The 20,457-nt window shown below is 46.4% G+C and carries 22 protein-coding genes and 1 tRNA gene; 3 read left to right on the plus strand and 20 right to left on the minus strand.

The window, feature by feature from the left end:
* Positions 1-101: 101 nt before the first annotated feature.
* The 6 genes from ACWP87_RS10875 to ACWP87_RS10900 all read right to left on the minus strand — a co-directional run bounded on the left by ACWP87_RS10875 (position 102) and on the right by ACWP87_RS10900 (position 7,883).
* The gene (locus ACWP87_RS10875) at positions 102-1,022 is read right to left on the minus strand and encodes a YitT family protein (protein ID WP_005687668.1); all 921 of its coding nucleotides are present in this window, start codon (positions 1,020-1,022) and stop codon (positions 102-104) included.
* A 304-nt stretch (positions 1,023-1,326) separates the two neighbouring features.
* On the minus strand, positions 1,327-1,773 hold the full coding sequence (msrB, locus tag ACWP87_RS10880; RefSeq protein ID WP_005687669.1) for a peptide-methionine (R)-S-oxide reductase MsrB: 447 nt from the start codon (positions 1,771-1,773) through the stop codon (positions 1,327-1,329).
* A gap of 85 nt (positions 1,774-1,858) precedes the next feature.
* A complete protein-coding gene (gene aspS, locus ACWP87_RS10885) occupies positions 1,859-3,664 on the minus strand; it encodes an aspartate--tRNA ligase (protein WP_005687670.1) in 1,806 nt (601 codons plus the stop codon).
* 1 nt (position 3,665) lies between these two features.
* The gene (gene hisS, locus ACWP87_RS10890; protein ID WP_014569692.1) at positions 3,666-4,949 is read right to left on the minus strand and encodes a histidine--tRNA ligase; all 1,284 of its coding nucleotides are present in this window, start codon (positions 4,947-4,949) and stop codon (positions 3,666-3,668) included.
* 553 nt (positions 4,950-5,502) lie between these two features.
* A complete protein-coding gene (locus ACWP87_RS10895; protein ID WP_005687672.1) occupies positions 5,503-7,011 on the minus strand; it encodes an ABC transporter permease in 1,509 nt (502 codons plus the stop codon).
* Complete coding sequence (locus ACWP87_RS10900) at positions 7,008-7,883, minus strand: ATP-binding cassette domain-containing protein (protein WP_005687673.1); 876 nt, start codon at positions 7,881-7,883, stop codon at positions 7,008-7,010. Before ACWP87_RS10900 ends, ACWP87_RS10895 begins: the two co-directional genes overlap by 4 nt.
* A 199-nt stretch (positions 7,884-8,082) precedes the next feature.
* On the opposite strand from ACWP87_RS10900, the gene ACWP87_RS10905 reads away from it, so the two are divergent.
* Both ACWP87_RS10905 and ACWP87_RS10910 read left to right on the plus strand, forming a co-directional pair.
* Positions 8,083-8,529, plus strand: a complete 447-nt coding sequence (locus tag ACWP87_RS10905; protein ID WP_005687674.1) for an HIT family protein — start codon at positions 8,083-8,085, stop codon at positions 8,527-8,529.
* Positions 8,530-8,616: 87 nt separating this feature from the next.
* On the plus strand, positions 8,617-9,939 hold the full coding sequence (locus ACWP87_RS10910; RefSeq protein WP_005687675.1) for an N-acetylmuramoyl-L-alanine amidase: 1,323 nt from the start codon (positions 8,617-8,619) through the stop codon (positions 9,937-9,939).
* Positions 9,940-10,040: 101 nt separating this feature from the next.
* Here ACWP87_RS10910 and ACWP87_RS10915 read toward each other — a convergent pair whose 3' ends face one another.
* The 8 genes from ACWP87_RS10915 to ACWP87_RS10950 form a co-directional block, all read right to left on the minus strand.
* Entirely contained in the window at positions 10,041-10,667 is a 627-nt protein-coding gene (locus tag ACWP87_RS10915) for an HAD hydrolase-like protein (RefSeq protein ID WP_005687676.1), read from the minus strand.
* Positions 10,667-11,113 carry a D-aminoacyl-tRNA deacylase gene (dtd, locus tag ACWP87_RS10920; RefSeq protein WP_005687677.1) on the minus strand — a complete coding sequence of 149 codons (447 nt, stop codon included), beginning with the start codon at positions 11,111-11,113 and terminating at the stop codon, positions 10,667-10,669. Before dtd ends, ACWP87_RS10915 begins: the two co-directional genes overlap by 1 nt.
* A gap of 126 nt (positions 11,114-11,239) precedes the next feature.
* The gene (locus tag ACWP87_RS10925; RefSeq protein WP_005687678.1) at positions 11,240-13,465 is read right to left on the minus strand and encodes a RelA/SpoT family protein; all 2,226 of its coding nucleotides are present in this window, start codon (positions 13,463-13,465) and stop codon (positions 11,240-11,242) included.
* Positions 13,466-13,769: 304 nt separating this feature from the next.
* Positions 13,770-14,093, minus strand: a complete 324-nt coding sequence (locus ACWP87_RS10930; RefSeq protein WP_005687679.1) for a hypothetical protein — start codon at positions 14,091-14,093, stop codon at positions 13,770-13,772.
* Positions 14,094-14,130: 37 nt separating this feature from the next.
* Positions 14,131-14,859, minus strand: coding sequence for an RsmE family RNA methyltransferase (locus ACWP87_RS10935; RefSeq protein ID WP_014569694.1), 729 nt, complete (start codon positions 14,857-14,859; stop codon positions 14,131-14,133).
* Between the two features lie 38 nt (positions 14,860-14,897).
* Positions 14,898-15,842 carry a 50S ribosomal protein L11 methyltransferase gene (gene prmA, locus ACWP87_RS10940; protein WP_005687681.1) on the minus strand — a complete coding sequence of 315 codons (945 nt, stop codon included), beginning with the start codon at positions 15,840-15,842 and terminating at the stop codon, positions 14,898-14,900.
* 80 nt (positions 15,843-15,922) lie between these two features.
* A complete protein-coding gene (locus ACWP87_RS10945) occupies positions 15,923-16,417 on the minus strand; it encodes a DUF3013 family protein (RefSeq protein WP_005687682.1) in 495 nt (164 codons plus the stop codon).
* The gene (locus ACWP87_RS10950) at positions 16,414-17,019 is read right to left on the minus strand and encodes a DNA-3-methyladenine glycosylase (RefSeq protein WP_005687683.1); all 606 of its coding nucleotides are present in this window, start codon (positions 17,017-17,019) and stop codon (positions 16,414-16,416) included. Before ACWP87_RS10950 ends, ACWP87_RS10945 begins: the two co-directional genes overlap by 4 nt.
* Positions 17,020-17,124: 105 nt before the next feature.
* On the opposite strand from ACWP87_RS10950, the gene ACWP87_RS10955 reads away from it, so the two are divergent.
* A complete protein-coding gene (locus ACWP87_RS10955; RefSeq protein WP_005687684.1) occupies positions 17,125-17,373 on the plus strand; it encodes a hypothetical protein in 249 nt (82 codons plus the stop codon).
* Positions 17,374-17,441: 68 nt separating this feature from the next.
* Here ACWP87_RS10955 and ACWP87_RS10960 read toward each other — a convergent pair whose 3' ends face one another.
* The 6 genes from ACWP87_RS10960 to ACWP87_RS10985 all read right to left on the minus strand — a co-directional run bounded on the left by ACWP87_RS10960 (position 17,442) and on the right by ACWP87_RS10985 (position 20,246).
* Positions 17,442-17,828, minus strand: a complete 387-nt coding sequence (locus tag ACWP87_RS10960) for a DUF1093 domain-containing protein (RefSeq protein WP_005687685.1) — start codon at positions 17,826-17,828, stop codon at positions 17,442-17,444.
* Positions 17,829-18,112: 284 nt separating this feature from the next.
* A complete protein-coding gene (locus ACWP87_RS10965; protein WP_005687686.1) occupies positions 18,113-18,292 on the minus strand; it encodes a hypothetical protein in 180 nt (59 codons plus the stop codon).
* Positions 18,292-18,678: a hypothetical protein gene (locus ACWP87_RS10970; RefSeq protein ID WP_005687687.1), complete on the minus strand. Its 387-nt coding sequence runs from the start codon at positions 18,676-18,678 to the stop codon at positions 18,292-18,294. The genes ACWP87_RS10965 and ACWP87_RS10970 overlap by 1 nt, the downstream gene beginning before the upstream one ends.
* A gap of 196 nt (positions 18,679-18,874) precedes the next feature.
* Positions 18,875-18,962: transfer RNA gene (locus ACWP87_RS10975), tRNA-Ser, on the minus strand.
* A gap of 133 nt (positions 18,963-19,095) precedes the next feature.
* The gene (locus ACWP87_RS10980; RefSeq protein ID WP_005687688.1) at positions 19,096-19,686 is read right to left on the minus strand and encodes an NAD(P)H-dependent oxidoreductase; all 591 of its coding nucleotides are present in this window, start codon (positions 19,684-19,686) and stop codon (positions 19,096-19,098) included.
* A gap of 2 nt (positions 19,687-19,688) precedes the next feature.
* Entirely contained in the window at positions 19,689-20,246 is a 558-nt protein-coding gene (locus tag ACWP87_RS10985) for a TetR/AcrR family transcriptional regulator (protein WP_005687689.1), read from the minus strand.
* Positions 20,247-20,457: the final 211 nt, after the last annotated feature.

Below are 20,457 nucleotides of genomic sequence, written 5' to 3' on the forward strand. Positions count from 1 at the left end.
TATAACATCGGCCATGCTTACAATCAATTACTATTTTGATTCCGCCTAGTAAAGTGAGTTTTCAGCAAAAATCTTGCCGACTCCAAGCTTGTGTATGTTCGCTAATCCGTTTTAGGCTCGTAAAAATGCCCAAGTATTTTAACTGAATCAGTGATGGAAACAAACGCATACGGATCACTGTGACGCATCGCTTGTTCCAAATCGTACATCTCGGCCCGGGAAATAATGGTGAAAAGAATCGTCTTTTCTTCGTGATGAAAGGCGCCTTCTGCATCGTGCACAATCGTAATGCCGCGTCTTAACGAGCCTTGAATTTCTCGCACCACCTGCTTTGGCCGCGCCGTCACGATCATGACCTGCAACCGCTGCTGGCGAGTATACAGCGAGTCCATAACTCGGCCATTAATAAAAATTGCCAGCGCTGAATACAAAGCATGCGGCCAGTCATTCACGAACCCGGCAAAAAAGATAATGAGAACATTAAACATAATATTAATCGTTCCCACTGTGCGCCCGGTCCGTTTGCGCAATACAATGCCGAGAATATCAATCCCGCCAGTCGAAATATTATTACGTAACGCAAAGCCCGTCCCTAAGCCATTGACAACGGCACCGAAAATTCCGCAGACAATCGGGTCTTTTGTCAAAGGGGTCAAAACGCCTAGTACGCGAATCATAATGGTTGAAAAGATGACCGCCAAGAAAGTGAACAGGGTAAACCGGTGTCCAATGGCCTTCCATGCCAACACAAACAGCGGCACATTTAGGAAGAACAGTAACGTCCCAGTTGAAAACAAGTCAGTCGTTGCCAGCGAAAAAAACGGTAACGCGATATTAAAGTTAAACCACTTACGCACAATCGTTGCCAAAAGCTGAGCCGCGCCGGTGATACCACTGGCAAAAACGCCACCCGGCTCCCAAAACATGTTCAGCGCAACTGCCACACAAATGCTGTAAAAAAAGGCCGCAGACAACCGCGACCAATTTTGATGCCGACGAATTAGCCGATCAATTTCTTCCATTACCAAAACCGCTCCCTGTCACCCATTAATCATATCGTGATCAAGTATAACAAGGGCGGACAGGTAATGCTACTCCATTCTGTGACTATGAGCGCGTTTTCGCAGCAGTATCAGGCAGGCCTTGGTCCCAAGTCCTTATGTGCGGTCCCCGCGACTATGACCCCGTTTTGCAACCGCCCACGCCCAAAATCTTAACCATTGAGCGACACACAAATTCCAAGCTCTGGCATGCGCCAATGAATCGGTGCAAAGTCAGACGGAACTTGACCTCACTATTCAGACAAGCTTTATTGATTATTAAAGTTTACTTATCAAATAACTGCCGATACTTACCGTAACCTTCTTCTTCCAGCTTAGCCACCGGAATAAAGCGCAGTGCAGCTGAATTAATGCAGTAGCGTAACCCACCTTCTGCAGCCGGACCATCCGTAAACACGTGACCGAGGTGCGAGGCGGCTTGCGGGCTTCGCACCTCAACCCGTTCCATGCCAAAGCTTTGATCACGATGCTCGGCCAATTTGGCAATGGGTTTGGTAAATGAGGGCCAGCCACATCCGGCGTCATATTTATCTTGTGACGAAAACAGCGGTTCACCACTCACAACATCTACATAAATGCCATCTTCATAAAAGTTGTCATATTGCCCCGTAAATGGGCGCTCCGTTGCGGCTTCCTGCGTCACCGCGTAAGCTTCTGGTGACAACTGTTTTTTCAATTCGGCTTTTGATGGCCGATTTATTTTATCAGACATAAAAAAACACCTCCACGACTATTGATTATAGCCGGAGATGTTTCGATTGTCAGCAATTAAATTGTTTGACGTTAAAAGTATCCATTTACTCGGTTAGGTTCTCGTCGCCTTCGTGTTCTTTTTCCGGATCAACATCAGGGCGAACTTCAATCCCTAAATCTTTAAGCTGAATGTCAGCTACCGGAGATGGTGCACTTGTCATTGGTTCGCTGGCCTTACTGTTCTTCGGAAAGGCAATGACATCACGAATATTGTCGCGACCCGTCAGCAACATGGTAAACCGATCCAGCCCGATTGCCAAACCACCATGCGGCGGAAAACCGTAATCAAGCGCGTTGAGCAGGAAGCCGAAACTCTTTTGCGCACGCTCAGGGGTGAAGCCAAGTGCCTTGAGCATTTTTTCCTGAATGTCGCGGTTGTGAATACGAATTGATCCACCGCCTAGTTCATAACCATTCAGTACAATATCATAACTTTGCGCATGTGCCGCGTGCGGATCGGTGTCGAGCAAATGCACGTCCTCTTCATTTGGCATCGTAAATGGATGGTGCGCCGGAACCCAGCGTTGAATGCCTTCATCATATTCAAACAGCGGCCAGTCAACCACCCAGCAGAATCGGAATTCCTTTTCATCAATCAAGCCGAGATCGTGACCAAAATGGGTTCTGAGATAACCCAAGGCATCAGCGACGACTTTTGCTTTATCGGCTACAAACAAGACTAAATCGCCAGTGTGGGCACCCACAGCCTGAGTTAATGCTGCGCCATCACCAAAGAACTTCGCAATCGGTCCGCTAATGCCATCGTCTGTTACCTTCAACCAAGCCAGACCCTTAGCACCAAAACGTTTAATGTAATCTTGTTGGGCGTCGATCATTTTGCGCGAATACTTGGCTGCCCCGCCAGGCAATACAATGGCGCGAACCTGGCCGCCATTTTGAACCGCTCCGGCAAACACCTTGAAGTCTGAGTCTTTCACCAAATCAGAAACATCTTGAATCTGCATGTCAAACCGCAAATCAGGCTTGTCAGATCCATACTTGTCCATCGCTTCTTGCCAGGTGATCCGCTGAAACGGTAAGTCAACGTCAATCCCTTTAACATCGTGCATCACCTGCGCGATTAAGCCTTCCGTGATATCCTGAATTTCTTCAGCGGAAAGGAAGCTGGTTTCAAGGTCAATCTGCGTAAACTCCGGTTGCCGATCGCCACGCAAGTCTTCATCACGGAAGCAGCGCGCAATCTGATAATACCGATCAAATCCGGCTCCCATCAATAATTGCTTGAACAGCTGTGGGGATTGCGGCAAGGCGTAAAAACTGCCTGGGTACACCCGCGATGGCACCAGATAGTCCCGGGCCCCTTCTGGCGTGCTAGCCGTCAAAGTCGGCGTTTCGACGTCAATAAAACCATTGTCATCCAAATAGTGATGCACACTCCGCATGATATGAGCGCGGGTGAAAATGTTCTTTTGCATTTCCGGGCGACGTAAATCAAGATAGCGATACTTTAACTTGGTTTCTTCAGTAACGGCCACGTTGTCTTCAATATAAAATGGCGGCGTCTTGGCTTTGTTCAAAATTGTGATATCGTGCACTTCAACTTCAATATCACCGGTCTTCATTTCCGGATTTACCGCTTGTGGTTTACGCTTTTTTACGACGCCTTGAACTTCAACGACATATTCGGAACGTACCGAATTAGCTACTGTCAGTGCATCACGATCAATTGCTTCGGAAAAGACTAGTTGAACAATGCCTTCACGGTCACGCAAGTCAATAAAGATCAAGCTACCTAAACTGCGCCGCTTTTGTACCCATCCTTTTAGTGTGACTTCCTGATCAAGATAGTCGGTATTGACGTCACCGGCATAACAGGTGCGTTTACTCATATTATTTTGCCTCCGTTACTTGTGTATAAATTTTACTAAAGTCTGCCAATACATCGGCTTGAGGAAAGGCCTTCTGCTGGCCGGTCGCCATATTTTTAACTTGCACGGTTCCCGCTTCTCGTTCGCTTTCCCCGATCGTCAACACTAATTTCGCGTTGGCTTTGTTGGCAGCTTTGAACTGTCCCTTGGCTTTACGGCCCATGTAATCCATCTCACCTGTAAAGCCTTGTTGCCGAAGCGCGGTTAACATCTGTAAAGCTTCCTGATCCGCACCTTGGTCGATGGTGACGATGTAGGCATCCGGCTGTACCGGCTGCTGGTCACCTTGCATGAGTAACATCAAGCGCTCAACCCCCATGGCAAATCCGATCCCGGGGGTTTCCGGCCCGCCAAGTTCCTCAACCAAGCCGTTATACCGTCCGCCTGCCAAGATCGTGGTATACCCGCCGCCAAAGACCTTATCATCCGACATCACTTCAAAAATGGTGTGATTGTAATAATCCAAGCCGCGAACCATTGTCGCATCCACTTCAAATTCAATGCCTAAACCTGTGAGCAGACTTTTAACCCGATCAAAATGCTGTTGCGCTTCCGGAGTCAAATAATCAAGAATCGACGGCGCATCCGCTACTATTTCCTGGTCATGTTTGTCTTTGCTATCAAGAATACGAAGCGGATTTTTAACCAGCCGAACTTTGGAATCTTCTGAAAGTTCATCTTTAAACGGCGTCAGATAGTCGACCAATGCCGCATGAAAAGCCTTGCGCGTTGCCGGATCGCCCAAAGAATTAATCACAAACTTAAGGTGTTTGGCGCCTAACGCTTCTAGCAACTGTTTTGCTAACGCTAGTGTTTCTGCATCTAAAACCGGCGAATCACTCCCAAAAGCTTCGACGCCGATTTGATGGAATTGGCGTTGGCGGCCACTTTGCGGACGTTCATAGCGAAACATCGGACCCATATAGTAGACCTTGTATGGCTTCGCGTATTCAGGTCCGTACAGTTTGTTTTCAACATAGGCCCGAACCACGCCGGCAGTACCTTCTGGGCGCAATGCCATCATGCGATCGCCTTTGTCTTCGAAGGTGTACATTTCTTTGGTCACAATATCACTGGTATCGCCTACACTGCGCGAAAAAACGTCAACATTTTCAAAAATCGGGGTGCGGATTTCGCGGTACTGGTATTGGGCAAAAATTTTGCGGGCAACAGCTTCAACCTGCTGCCAACGTTCACTTTGGCCAGGTAAAATATCGGCTGTGCCTTTTGGACGTTGATAATTCATGAGGTGCCTCCTGTAGTCTTAAGACTGTGATGGATGGTGATTGAGGGTGTTCGGAAACTTGGTGGTAGATCGTTGTGATGCTTGTTGGGCTCGGCAGGCGAGTATGTATGACACATTCGCTGATACTGCTGCGAAAACGCGCTCACAGTCGCAGAAACCTCCATATAAGGACCTTGAACCCAAATGGCTAAAACCCAGCCATTTGGGTTCAAGGCCACTTATGTTCCGGTTTCTAAGCGCTCCTGTTCGCGCTCTAAAAAAATGCACCCCTCGATTGCTCGAAGGGTGCGGACACGGTACCACCTTGTGTTTTACTTTGCCATAACGGTGGCGTTCCGGAACTTGATCACCTCAGGAGTGTCTTTTCGATCGGTCCCGGCTTTCACCATCTCCGGGTCGCTTAAAATTGATCTATCCTACTCCGTCACAGGTCTTAGTTATTGGTTAAAGCATACGGTTTGCAGAAAGTTTTGTCAACGGCGTACGGCTAGATTTTTGAAGTGATGCATTTAGTTTTTCTAGCGGGGCAGGAACGCTTTTCGTAACTTACTGACTAAACAGCTAGCTCTAACCCAACCAAACTTGCAGCGCCAATCATCAGATAGCCGACACCGGTCAGAATACCGGTTGCTGTGGTTGCGACTGGTAAAATACCGCTGAGACCCGCGACGACAAAGAACAACAGCACGGTTACGATCAATTGCGTCCACTGTCCGGTCTTGGTAACAAACCCAAGCAACATCGCCACAACGGGTAACATCAACGCCCAACTTAGCAACGGCCAGGCCGTGACCCCAAGCCGTATACAGGTCGGCAACGCTAACAGAATTGAAAAACAGCCTGCTACCAGCAATGTCACGTTTAAATGTCGCTTTTCGGCAAAATTGATGGTCGTCAGCCAGGTAGCTAAACCGTTTCGCTGTTCCGGCCATCCTAATTGGCTGAAAAATAATAAGGCCCATAAATACGTGATTGGTAAAAGCGTACTCCGAAGACTTGAGGTCGGTGCGAGCCAGTTGGCGATCCATAAGCCAGCAAGAATCAACCACCAACCGACTGAACGAGATGCCAGCAATTGTTTCATTGCTTGACGCCATAATGCCGGCCAACTGAAGTGCTGAATCGAAACCGCATTAAAGATAGCCTCATTAGCATCCGCCTCAGGCAAAGTTATCCGTAAAGCAGAACGTTGGTGAGTCATTCTTCGTGCTAAAGGCCGCCGCTCCAAGAATAAGCCAGCCAAACCAACCAGCATTAAACTTAATAGGACTGAACCACCGATACATAACCATTGTGTTGAGGTTAACGTCAATGGCTGAAAGACTAAATCATGGGTACCGGCACGACTCAGATGGTCATTGCCCCCTAAAATCATCATGCTCGTCAAACGGTGGCCCGATTCAAGTGCCGATTGCTTGAATAATGCTTGTAACAAAACGATGCCGGAAAAGTCGATTACTTGTGCATACCATTTTGCCTCAATCATCATGGCATAACCGATGAAGAGTAGCATAATCAAAATGCTTGTACCGAACCGACCGCGTAAACCGGGAATCGTTTCACTGATCACAGCCAAGGCACTGATCAACCCTACGCCGGGAATGAGTATGGCAAAAGTCGCGATAAATTGACTTATGTGAAGGCCTTGACCAGGGTATTGAATGACCATCATAGCTAATGTGCCCATCATCACGAAAACCAAGATCGTTAGCAGCAAAAGGCAATTTGTCAGAAACTCTCCGGCGACATACCGGATTTTTTTAAACGGTCCGGTTAACAAAGCCGACAAAATGCCGCTTTCCCGATCCTGACTCATGCCTTGCCGTGCCAGTACCAAGCCAATGAAGGGAAAGAAAAACGTCAAGACCGCCACAACCCCGACCGGTGCCCACGTCGGGTTATTCGCCTGAGCAAAGTAATGCGGATCCAAAACCAAAACCCGAAAACTCCCGGTTTGCCGCGGTGCAAGCAACACTGCCGAAAACACGGCGAAAACTGCCAATAGCCGAAAAGAAAATTGGCGCGAACGTTGCCGATAGTCGGTTAAGATCATATGCATCATGCATCGGTCACCGCCTTAGCTTCAAAGTTGGCTAAGGTAGCGTCTTCCAAACTTGGTGTGACATTTTGAGCACCGCTGACTGGCGCCGTTTTAGCTATCTGCCGCACATGAATGCCGTCAGCTTGCTCTTGCATGTTGCTGATATTAGGACTACTCGGCAACGCAGCACTACGCGGGAGAACATACTCCCAAACGTGTCCGGCGGCTTTTTGGAGAAAATCTGCTGGCGTTCCCTGAAATTGAAACTGGCCGTCTTTGACGATGAGCAGGCGACTTGCAATGGCCTCGACATCTTGAATGATGTGGGTTGCGATCAGGACGATGCGATTTTGGGCCAACGTGCTTAACAGGTTACGTACTGCAATCCGCTCGACCGGATCTAAGCCCACGGTGGGTTCATCAACCATGATAATTTGGGGATCACCTAGCAAACTGGCGGTCAATCCCACTCGTTGCCGCATACCACCGGAATAATCCCGCAGCCGCGTCGGATTTTTGGGATCCAGATGCAGGGTTGCAAACAGATTTATTATCTGCTGATCAGCGTCTTGGGGCTTAATGCCTTTTAAAGCCGCAATGTAACGTAGGTAATCCAACGCGGTCACATTTGGTTGGTAAGGGACTTGTTGAGGCAAATAGCCCAATACCTGGCGTAACTTTCCGGGATGGGCTACCACATCAACATGATCAAGTTGGATGGAACCTGCATCGGGTTTTAGCTGAGTGGTCAATACTTTAAGCAACGTTGATTTTCCCGCTCCGTTTGGGCCCATGAGTCCGATAACACCACCTGACTCAAGCGTTGCCGTCATGCCATTTAAAACCTGCTTTTTCCCGAAATGCTTATGAATGTTTTCTATGTATAATCTCATTGAACCAACCTCCTGTCTCTAATATTATAATCTAACAATAATCCTATCATCATTCAAAGGTTCTAATCCAGGCTCCTACCAAAGTCTGATTTTCTGCTGTTAGTGGTGAAAGAGCCCAATTGTCATTGTTTCCAAAAATCAGCAGGTGTAAGCTGACTTTATGGGTAAGAACATGAGTATTTGATGAGGAGTGAGCGTTTTGTGGCAAGATGATCGCATTCAAGCGGCCTTGGATGGCCAAAATCCAATGGTCATGGCCGAACTTCCCGGCGGCTTTGCAGTTTTTGGCGATGTCCAGTTTCTACCGGGCTACAGCGTATTACTGCCAAAACGCGAAGTCGGCAGTTTAAATGAGCTGTCTAAAAGAGAACAAAGTCTATTTTTGCAAAGCATGGCAACTTTAGGCGATGGCATTTTGACGGCGTGTGAACCATTACGCGTCAATTACGACATTCTGGGCAATACGGATCATTTTTTACATGCCCATGTCTTCCCGCGCTACCAGTCGGAGGCGCCGGAACGTTTGGCCAAGCCAGTATGGTTGTATGACCCGAGTTATTGGGGTGATCCCCAGTACCAATATGAGCCCAGCCAGCATGATGCGATCCGTCAGCGCATTACCACCGCTTTGAAAACTACGAATTAAGCATCAGGTCGCTTTTCTTCCCCACCCTTTTGCCAGCGGGTTTGCTATAATAAACATAACGATTTTTCAGAATGGTGGGGCTTTGTCATGAAACATATCGGACAACTTAAGAAATGGCCGCTGGTGATCTTATTGGCGCTATTGTTTGGCGTTGGTGCCGCAACAACCAGTGTGATGGCCAACACCCAATACATGACAGTCAAAGCCGAGAGCGTCAATGTTCGGCTAGGTCCCGGCTTGGCATATGGCATCATGGGTCAGGTGAAATCCGGCAATGAATTGACCATTATCGGTTCCAAAAATTCCTGGTATCAAGTGCGCCTTGCCGGCAATAAAATCGGTTGGGTTGCTTCATGGTTAGTCGATCAAAGCGAAGCCGCGACCACGAGTGCGAAAGTTGCCACGGTGAATCAACCGGTTAACGTTCGCGAATATGCCAGCCAGGATGCCAAGCAGTTAGGAACGCTCAATGCCGGTGATAGTGTCAAGGTTGTGTATCAAGAAGGCGATTGGACCCAGATTGCCTATAATAATACGGCGGCATGGATCACTAGCAGCAGTGTCCAGCTCACTGGTCAGACAACTAATCTGGCGCAACCTGCCCAAGCCAATCTTACGCAAGCCAAAAGCGGAGCCGCATTGAAAGTTACCACCAATACCATAACTAACTTGCGCAATGCGGCGGGTATCAATGCTCCATCCGTCGAAAAGCTCGATAAAGGCACTGAATTGACCGTCACCAAACAACAAGACGATTGGTATCAAGTCACTGCCCCTGATGGCAAATCGGGTTATGTTGCCAGCTGGACCGTCACCGCCCCGAATAATGGTCAAACCCAAAAAGCGGCAACGAAACTATCCGAAGCCACGATTGTTCTGGATCCCGGACATGGTGGTACAGACACGGGTGCGCCGGCTAACAATAATCATGATTACGAAAAAACTTATACCCTGAAAACGGCCGAACTCGTTGCCAATGCTTTGCGGGCTGCCGGTGCTAACGTTATCATGACGCGGACAACTGACACCTTTGTCGACCTTGCGCCACGTCCGACAACCGCTAACAATGCCCATGCCGACGCGTTTATCTCCTTCCATTTTGACTCCAGCCCGTCCAAAAACTCAGCCTCCGGGTTCACCACTTACTACTACAGCAGCAAAAAGGATCTCGCCTTGGCTAAGGCGGTTAACAACGCTTTTGATGACTTACCACTAGAAAATCGTGGGGTTGCATTTGGTAACTATGAAGTTCTGCGCGATAATAAACAGCCGGCGATTCTGAATGAAATGGGTTATATCAATAACGACAAAGACTTTAAGTATATTAAAAACCCAACATATCAATCTAAAATTGCGACGGATATTGTTAACGGTTTAAATGCTTACTTTAAAGCCGGTCATCATCAATAATCGGCGGAAAGTTTGCCGCGGCAAAAGCGCAAATCGAATATAAAGAGCCGCTCAATCAGGCATGAAAAATTGCTGATTGAGCGGCTCTTTATTTGAATTTTTTACTTGCGGAACAACGGCGGAATTTCAATTAAATGATCGACTTGATAATCTGCCTGTGGTGCTGCATTGAGGCCGTCCACATTAAAGTAGATCGTTTTAACATCAGCGTTGATACCGGCATCCACATCAAGCGAGCGATCACCTATCATCGCCGTTACCGCGGGATTGAGTTGGAAGCGCCGAAGTAAATATTGAATCGCATCAGGTGCTGGCTTACGCGGTAACTTCAAATCGGCATCCACCCCGCCAAGAAATAAGGTGTCAGCTTGATCGTGAGCCAAAATTTCCCAGGCACTACGATCACGATGCGTTAAAAGCAGATTGTGTCCACCTTGAGCTTTGATGGCTTTCAATACAGCCAGCGCTTCAGGATATGGATGAATATCCTGAAGATACGCCCGTGCCCGCTGATGATAATCCGCCTCTAAGTCAGCAACGGATCGACCTACTTGTTGCCCAAAGCAGGTTAAAAATTGTTTGATTGATGTTTCTTTCACTTGGCGATAGAGCGTCTTTGGTTCAATCTGACCGCCATTAGCCGTTACCAACGCCGCTAACGCCTTCATCATCCCGGGATAAGAATCATACAAAGTGCCGTCAAAATCCCAAATTGCGTTAACTAACATTACTTCGCCTCCGTATCAAATAAAATCGTCACCGGACCATCATTAGTAAGACTCACCTGCATATCGCCACCAAATTCGCCAGTTGCGACCATCACGCCTAAATCACGAAGCTTGGCATTAAAGGCGTCATAAAGTTGTTCCCCTAAAGCCGGCTTGGCAGCACCCGTAAAGCTGGGGCGATTACCGTGACGTGTGTCTGCATACAGTGTGAATTGCGATATTGATAGGACTTGCCCGCCGACATCTGCTAGTGCCAAGTTCATTTTGCCGGCATCATCGCTGAAAACCCGCAATTTACTGATTTTTTCGGCGAGATAGTCACTATCTGCTGATGTGTCTTCAGGCCCGACACCAAGTAAAACCACAAACCCATGATCAATGGCACCGACTGTCTGACCGGCAATCGTAACTTTAGCTGCAAGGCTGCGTTGTACCACTGCGCGCATATACTTTTCTCCTTTATTTATCAAATCTTGTTTGTGAATGCTGCTGGCATAAAAAGACAGCACCGGATCGTGATCATTGAGATCTGTGTCTTTCTGATCACCCGTGCTGTCTAAATAAAACGGTCATCACCCATTTGCCCGCTTCACTTCATAAATATCCGGAACATTTTTAACAGCATCCATTAATTTATCCAAATGGGCAAGGTTGCGGACGCCGACTTTGACGTGGATATCAGCCATTTTATCGTGATCAACCCGGCCATTGATGTTGTTCAAGGCCTTAGTTTGGGCATTAAGGACCTGTAAGACATCATTTAACAGCCCACTGCGATTGTAACCGTAAATTTCAAGATCCGTATTAAAGAGCTGCTTTTGTACCGCTTCGTTTTCCCAGCGAACGTCAATCAAACGACCCGACATTTCCCGTGAACTTTGAACATTTGGGCAATCCGCGCGATGAACTGTGACCCCACGGCCTTTCGTCACATAGCCGACAATTGCATCCCCAGGTACAGGCATGCAGCACTTTGCTAAATGAACCAGCAGATTATCGACACCTTCAATCACCACACCATCTTCGGAATGGGTTTGTGGCTGATGTTTCTCACTGGAAACGGTTGTGACTTTCTGGTTCTTAGATAAAATGGCAGCTTCTTTGGCCTTACGATCCTTTTCAGCCTTTGCATGACGGAACTTTTCGGTTAGCCGGTTAGCAATAACTTTAGGCGTATATTCCCCGTAACCAATCGAACTCATTAATTCGTCTTCGGTTTGAAAGTTCAGACGCTGCATGAGTCCGGTCATGTTTTCCTTGGTCATAAAATCTTTTGGTACATAGCCTTCCTCTTGTAGCTCATGTTCAAGCATATCACGGCCTTTTTCAGCGTTTTCGCTTTTATCGGCCTGCTTAAAATAACGCTTGATCTTGTTACGGGCGCGCGAGGTGTACACCAGTTTGATCCAATCACGGCTAGGCGCACTGCCGCTAGCCGTCAGCATTTCCACGATGTCGCCATTTTTTAACACGTAATTAAGCGGCACAATTTTGCCATTCACTTTGGCGCCAACAGTATGATTGCCGACTTCCGTATGAATTAAATAGCCAAAATCAAGCGGATTACTGCCTTTTGGAAGCTCGTAGACATCACCTTTTGGGGTAAAGACGTAAACGCGATCGGTGAAAATATCGCCTTTAACACTTTCCATGAAGTCGGCGGCATCGCTACTTTCATCCTGTAGCTCAAGAATTTCGCGGAAGATATCCAATTTTTTGCCGGCTTTATCGTACTGGACTTTACTGGTCTGGCCTTCTTTGTAAGCCCAGTGTGCTGCAACCCCGTATTCAGCCACGTGATGCATTTCTTCGGTACGAATCTGGACTTCTAGCGGCTTGCCCATCGGTCCGATAACGGTCGTATGAATACTTTGATATAAGTTGGCTTTCGGCATCGCAATGTAATCCTTAAACCGGCCTGGCATTGGCTTCCACTTAGTATGGATTGCACCTAAAACCGCATAGCAATCCTTAATCGTTTCGGTGATGACCCGGATTGCCAACAAATCATACAGTTCGTCAAACTGTTTATGCTTGTCGCGCATTTTTTTATAAATGGAATAGATGTGTTTTGGGCGGCCATAGATTTCATATTTAATATGCAGATCCGCTAAGGCCTTTTTGATTTCTTCGATTGCTTCTTGGATATAAGCTTCACGTTCGGTGCGCTTACTGTTCATTAAGTGTGCAATTCGATAGTACTGTTGCGGGTTAAGATAACGCAGCGATAGGTCTTCAAGTTCCCATTTGATGGTGCTAATCCCTAAGCGGTCGGCTAGTGGCGCATAAATCTCCAGGGTTTCATTGGCAATCCGCCGCTGTTTATCCGGGCGTAAATGTTGAAGTGTGCGCATATTGTGTAGGCGGTCTGCCAGTTTCACCATAATGACACGTAAGTCTTTTGCCATCGCCAGCAACATTTTTCGATGGTTTTCAGCTAGCTCATCCTTATGGGCAACATAGGTCACTTTGCTAAGCTTCGTCACCCCATCAACAATGACCGCAACATCATGGCCAAACACTTCTTCAATATCGCCCAGCGTGATATTTGTATCTTCCACAACGTCATGCAGGTAGCCGGAAGCCACTGTTTCAGGATCCATTTTTAATTCGGCAAGAATCCCCGCTACCTGAATGGGATGAATAATATAAGGCTCGCCGGACTTGCGAACTTGATCTTTATGAACATAAGCGGCAAACTTATAGGCCTTTTCAACGAATGCCAAGTGTTCAGGGTTCATGTAAGCTTTACACAACTTCATGACATCCGGCTGGGTAAGTTCAACTTCTTCGGCCATGGTATTCCCCTCCTGAGCGCGAGCCAGCGCGGGTAGAAGTCCTTCCAATCAACTTCTTCGCCAGTGATCGCGTCGTATTGAATTTTCCGCTCATAGCGGCATATTGCGCTGATATTATGAGAAGGGCGATAAACGTTCTGTTCCGACTTAATCGGGACAACACGCTTATCGCCGCTTCGTTACGCTTCATTAATCGCGTCAGTTCGCGCATAATGGCTGAGTCTCAGCGCAAGAAGACTGATACACAGCTTGGTACAACTTTTCTTAGACTACCCTTAAATTATAACGATTCTCTGACAAAATGCTAGTCCTTTGCCATCGCCAAGACGCCGAGCAGAAGATAAATCGGTGCAAAGAAGTAGGCATACCATTTGTAACGTAAAAAGACCATTAAAGTAAACAGCACTGGCAAGACGAACAGCCACCACCAGCTTAAATGATGCCGTCGAATCGTTCGGCCTATCCACAAAGCGCTTAGCATGTTAATTAAAATGAACAGAACCCCTACCCGGACGGCGGTACTAATATGGAACAATGGAAATACCCATGGGAAGATCAAAGTTATAAGTACACTCCAACAAACAACCTTATTGCGAGGTACTTTAACCCAATTCATGACACGACTCATCAGCGCTAGTCTCCTTTATAATCAATTCAGTTTTAGTTTAAGCAAGCTCAGTGAGAACCGAAACGGCACTAAGCAAATATAGCGGCGCCGTTTCGGTACGTAAGATCCGCGGGCCAAGACCGGCTGGCGTAAACCCGCGTGCTTGCAATAAGGCTAATTCAGCTGGCGATATGCCGCCTTCTGGTCCAAAAACAACACATAATGAAGCAGGATGCGGCACTAAAGCCGAAACCAAAGCTGCATGTTCGCCTTTCTTGGCACTTTCTTCATAAGCCACTAACTTAACGGCTGCATCGTCCCCTACATCACTCAGCTTAGCATACATCGTGACTTCCGGGACTAAATTACGATGACTTTGCTCAGCCGCATTTTGGGCGATCGTTGCAAGCCGATCCATTTTTTTAGCAATCCGCTCAGCCGGCCACCGAGCAGTTCCCCATTGAGCATTGAAAAAGCCGATTTTGGCCGCGCCTAATTCCGTCGCCTTTTGGACAATCCACTCAGCTTTATCGCCTTTGCTGACGCCGCAAACAACCTCAACCGCGATGGGTAACTCCACATTTTTGGTAATCTCCGGGCCAATCTCAACCGTCAGCGGATCGGTTGTCTGAACCTTAGCCTGATAAACCCGGTGCTTAGGATCAGCCAATTCAAAAACAGCACCGACATCATAACGCAACACTTTAATCGCATGTTTAGCAATCGCCGGTTCCAATGTGACGGTTTGTTGGCTATGTAAAAGATGTTCGGTAAAAAATCGCTGCACGCACGCTCCCCTTTTCTATGCTGGCAAACAAGTTATCGTTAAGCTTTCAATACCGCATCAAATGCTACCCAACCGACTGCATCCCGGCGTTGCGCAATGGTAAAGCCATTATCCTGCAACGTTTGCCGAATCAAGTCGGCCTTCTCGGCAATAATCCCTGCCAGCAAAAAATGGCCATGCGGGTTTAGCCGTGACGGTACTTGCGGAATCAATGGTACTAAGACTTCGGCCAAAATGTTAGCGACAATCAAGTCAGCCGAAACCGTTAGTCCTTGCAGTAAATCGTTAGCCTTCACGGTAATGTGACTAACGGGATTTAAGGCAATGTTAGCTTGGGCATTTTTGACGGCAATCTCATCGACATCGGTTGCTAGGATCTGGCTGACACCCAACCGTTCAGCCGCAATAGCCAAGATGCCTGAACCGGTTCCGACATCAATCATTGTTTCGCCGCCGCGTACCAATGATTCCAGTAGTGACAACATTAATTGCGTAGTCGGGTGAGTGCCGGTTCCAAACGCCATTCCCGGATCCAGTGTCAACACCAACTCATCAGGCTGCTGCGGTGTATAGTGCTCCCATTTAGGCACAATCGTTAAGAAGCGCGAAACACGCAACGGATGATAATACTTTTTCCAAACGTCCGCCCAATCCTGTTGGCGCACGTCAGCCAGTGTTACTGTTGCCGCACCCGGATCCAATCCGAATTGCGCCAGTGCTTTAACTTGTGACGCAAGATGATCCCGCTTTTCAATTAATGACGTAGCTGGTTCAAAATAGCCGATGACCTGTGCACCGGTTGCCAAATGCGGAATGGTCGCCGGATCAAACCAAGTACCATGTGCATCAATCGTCTCTTTTTTGAAGTCGGCCGCATCCTTAATCTGAATGCCTACCGCGCCGGCCTCCATCAAAATGTTGCTCACAGCTTCAACCGCTTCAGTGGAAGTCGTCACTGTCAATGCAGTCCAATCGTTATTCATATGGTCTCCTAATACAATTAAAATAAAAAGCTAGCTTCGTTTTTTAACCTATCAATATCTTTTTGCGTTCGTAAAAATGATTAATACTTAGGATACGGCAAAAAGATCCGATTATCGGCATCGGGCTGTTCAGCCAAAATCGCTTCATACCGCGCTTCATCGAAATTCAAGGCAAATGTATCGTCATCGGAAGTGCCATCCACGAAATCCATCAAGTCGCTTTGCCCGTCATCAAGCAGGTCCTGTAAATAAATGAACAAAGCATTAACAGTCGCCACGTCAATCCCTTTTTTGCCGTTAAATCCAAAAATAGCCAGATAATCATCTGCATAGTCGGCACCGTGCAGCCGCGTTTCGTCATAAAAAAGAATGGCATCCTGATAGGTAACCGGGCCATCATCAACGGTTGTTCCCGTTTGGTCTTCCACTTCAACGCCGGATTCACTTTCAGCCGTCATCGTGATTTCGAGTTCAATCACATGCGCGTCCTTATCCCAGTTCAGGCTAAGATCGCCGTCAAAATCTAATTGGTCCATTTTGTCACCAATTGCATCTAACATATTCATTTGGCTCATGATTGCCATCCTCTCATTTCTAAATCCTGATCACGCCGCGGTATTTTGGAAACAAACGGATTACCAGCAACGTAAAACCGCAGTGGGGCGCTTGTCCACGGCTCCTTGTTAGGAATACCGATTCGCGGTCCAACGGCAATGTTACGGGGACGATGATCAGTCGGTGCCAAGCTCAGCCCGCTCTGATTCAACACAGTGCCGTCGAGCTGCTTATCAATCGCTAGTGCTTGGCATAATTTGCCCGGTCCGTTGGTTAAGCCGATGCCTATTTGCTTGCGGCGAGTCTGCATGGTCGCCAGTCCACTGATCGGTTCCAGTGCCCGAATTAAAATACACTCTGGGACATCAACCGGCTGAGTCACAATGTTCAACAAGCAGTATTGTCGCATTCGATAAACATAAACGGTACCAGCCGCCAGAAAAAGGCTATGGTTACGCGTGGTATGGCGATGGTTAAATGCGTGGGCAGCCTGATCGCGCGCACCAAGATAAGCTTCGGTTTCAACAATCAAACCGCTACAAGCGCCTAAACTTAATTTCATGCCCAACAGTTGCCGCGCAGAATCTAGCGTCGACTGGGTTTCTAACCAAGGTAATATCATGCTTATTATATTAGCCTAGGTGCCGCCGAATGCAAAGAGGCGAAAAGGCTTTGCCTAAAAATTGTGGCTAGGTATAATAGTAATCAATTAGAAAGGAAGCTGAACATGGCAGAAAACTTGGCATTGCGAGCACTCATCAGCCAACAAACCGACGCACTGGTTTCTGAACTTTACACCGATGATAAAGTCAATGAACGACTGCAAAAGTGGCTGGCAAGGGTACCTGATCCCGGTGTTGCCGATACTTACAGTTATTTGCTGGCAGAATCACGCGAATTTTCCGAAGAGCTGCTTTATCGCATTTTAAGCAAGCTTGCTGAAGACGGCGCACTTAAATTACCGACTGAAGCATAAAAAGAGAGGCGGATAAAATTGCACAATGTAAAGTGCAGTTTGGCCGCCTCTTTTATGACGCAAAGGATCTATTTTAATTTTGCCTTAACTGTTTGCGGAAGTGCCTGCTTCGAAATCGGTTGAGGTGTTGTCAGCACCCGTTTTTGTGCTACCTTGGCCTTCACGTAACTGCCAGGTGTTAAAGCCTTGGGATTAGCTGATTCTTCAGATGAATAGCCTAAGTTCCGAGTCTGACCATCCTTCGTCACCCATTTTAATTCGTATTCATAGGTGTAGTATTGCTTCCCATTGACCTTGTAAAGTGAGCCATCTTCATTTTTCGAGGCCTCTTTCTTACCCTCAGTCACCAAGGCATAAGCTTCAACACCATTGTACGTACCATTCCAATATTGATAGCCGAAAAAGCCAATAACGATCAGCACGAGTACGCCAACTACACCAACCACTTTTTTCATCGAATCATCACTCCTTTTCGTTAAACATATTATGCCGAATCAATTAAAACCGCTCAATAATTTGTGATGTCTTTATATTTTTCTTAATTCGTGACAAAAATGTCATGTGTGTAAGATAAAAACACAATAACATCAGTTTCATTTAGATGGCCTCAAAAAGTGACGATGGCCTTCATGTCAGCAATTGCCAGAAAGCTGGCAGCGTCTCCATAACGCGCGCGCCAGCCCAGAAACCGGGCTGGCTCGCGCTCAAAAAAAGTCCTGCTTCTCAGCAAGACTTTAGCTTAACGTTTAATTGAACGCTTGTTATCTTTTCGTGGACTCCGCTTAAGTCGATCAAAAACGGATTGCACCGCTTTAAATCGTTGCGGATCACGACGAGCATTTTTGACAAACTGGCTGAAATCATGGTCACCAATGCCAACTTCGGGTTCGTCATCCTTTTTATGCTTCAACCAAGGCATCATGACACCTCCGAATCTTTACGCATGCGTTGAGCGCGATTCGCCCCTGCCAGCACGAACACCATGGCAACAAACAAACCGATTAGCGCAAAGACACTGTAGTTCGGAATTAAAATAAAAGCAATAAACGCACAGATCCCGACAAGATTGCCGACTAGCAACAATCGCTGATTATGACTGGAAAAATACGATAATAGATGAAAAATAATACCTGGAATTGTCAGCCACCACAGATGGTTCGCCCAAGACATCAATGTCGCTCCCACGCCGGTGAATGAAAACCCCTTTGGCAATGTCGTAATGACAGCCGCAATCAACATGACAAGTGCAAACACACCATAAAGTAAATCATAAAGTGCTGGTACTTTTTTAATGGAAACTTTCAAGTGTCGATCATCCCTTGCTTTAGCAGTACCTGTATTATACAAGTTTGCGGAAATCATTGCACGACAGACAGCGCCTGTTTATACAAAGGTTAGTAACTCTGATTTTCTTAACAAGTAATTTTATCAAGTAAGAAATTAAAAAGCGTTACGTCAGACTTAAGCCCAGCGTAACGCATAAAAATGAACTTATCTTATAAGGAGAGTACAGGATTTGAACCTGCGCGCCGGTATTAGCCGGTTCGACGGATTTCGAGTCCGTTGCATTACCACTCTGCCAACTCTCCAAAACACAAGTTCAAGTATAACAAAATCAACAAACTTTGGGAAGCAATTATTTTAAGTATCGATGTTGTGGTTTCAAAAAGTGCTTTAAGTGAACTTGTCAAATTGATAATGCTAAGCCGTCTTTTGTAAAACTCAATATTTAATCGTCTCCTCAGTCACGTATTCCAAGTATTTCTGGCGCTGTTTTAGCGATGAATGCGTGATATTACCAAAGTTCTGCCAATGAGCACGCCTGATTCCGAGTTGTCTCAAAGTATGTTTTATAAAAACCCCTTGCAAAGCATTGCCACAAAAAAGGCGCAAGTAAAAAGTTGGCGAGGTTGACGTTGTTAGTACATAAACATGCTTCAGATTGGTGAGCAATCCCTTAACACCACGCTTAGTAACCACATGACTTAACCCCGGACCTTCCTTCATAACTTTATCGATAAAGCCTTTTAGCATCGCGGGTATATCGTTCCACCAAACCGGCGTCACAATGATAAGGCCATCGACTTCCTTTAAGGTATTCAAATACTTTTTAACGAGAGGATCGTGTGTCTGCCCAGAATGAAATAAGCTTAGTTCTTCTTGATCATAAGTTGGCTGAAATCCGTCATGGTATAAATCTAGAATCGTATAACCAATAGCGCGATTCGATAAGTTTTGACAAACTGCCAGCAAAATCGCGTGGTTGAAACTTTTGTCATATGGATGACAGTAAACAATTGCAAATTTTGACATTTTTATGCCTCCAATAAGCGCAGAAGTGTTTCGCGCACCAATACCGCATCGTATTCTGTTACATCACTATCAAGTAACAGACCATAACCTTGAATAAATGCCCACAACTGAATAAATAAATCTTTGGGTTGTACGCTCAGGTGACGTTTTTGAATCACTGCTTCCACCATTTGCATCATTTGATCGTAAAATGCAAACTCTCCGCTATCAACTTTCAGGACATTGCGCGCAATCGGATTGAAAAATAGAAAATGCATCAAATTGGGTTCATTTTTAAATTGTCGAAGTAAAATCGAAGCAACAGTAAGCAGTTGTTCTTCGGGTTCACGAACTGTTTGCAGCTTCTTTGCCATCCGTGATTGTTCCTGACGTGATAAAAGAACCGTCACCGCTTGAAGTAATTCTTCTTTAGTAGAGAAGTGCGTATAAAATGCACCCGTGGTTAATCCGATTCCTTTTGCTAATTTTCGTAATGAAAGTGATTTTTCCCCATGTTCCGTAATCATGCTGATAGCTTTTTCCATAATTCGCTGGTCTGTATCGATTTTTCTGTCGGCCATTCTCTCATCTCCTTTCAAAATAACAGTGTTATCTCAACGATTGTCTTGATCATAACAGTGTTATCTGGAAAAAACAAACTGCTTCGGTCTTTTTTTACCCATCACGACATACAAGATACCTAGCTTTTTTTGAAACAGTTTTTCTTCTTCAAGCTTCGTAGCAGCCCTCTAATTTGGCAACACTATGAAATTTTTCAGTTGATATCCCTAA

The sequence above is a fragment of the Lacticaseibacillus sp. 22 genome, assembly GCF_055413445.1.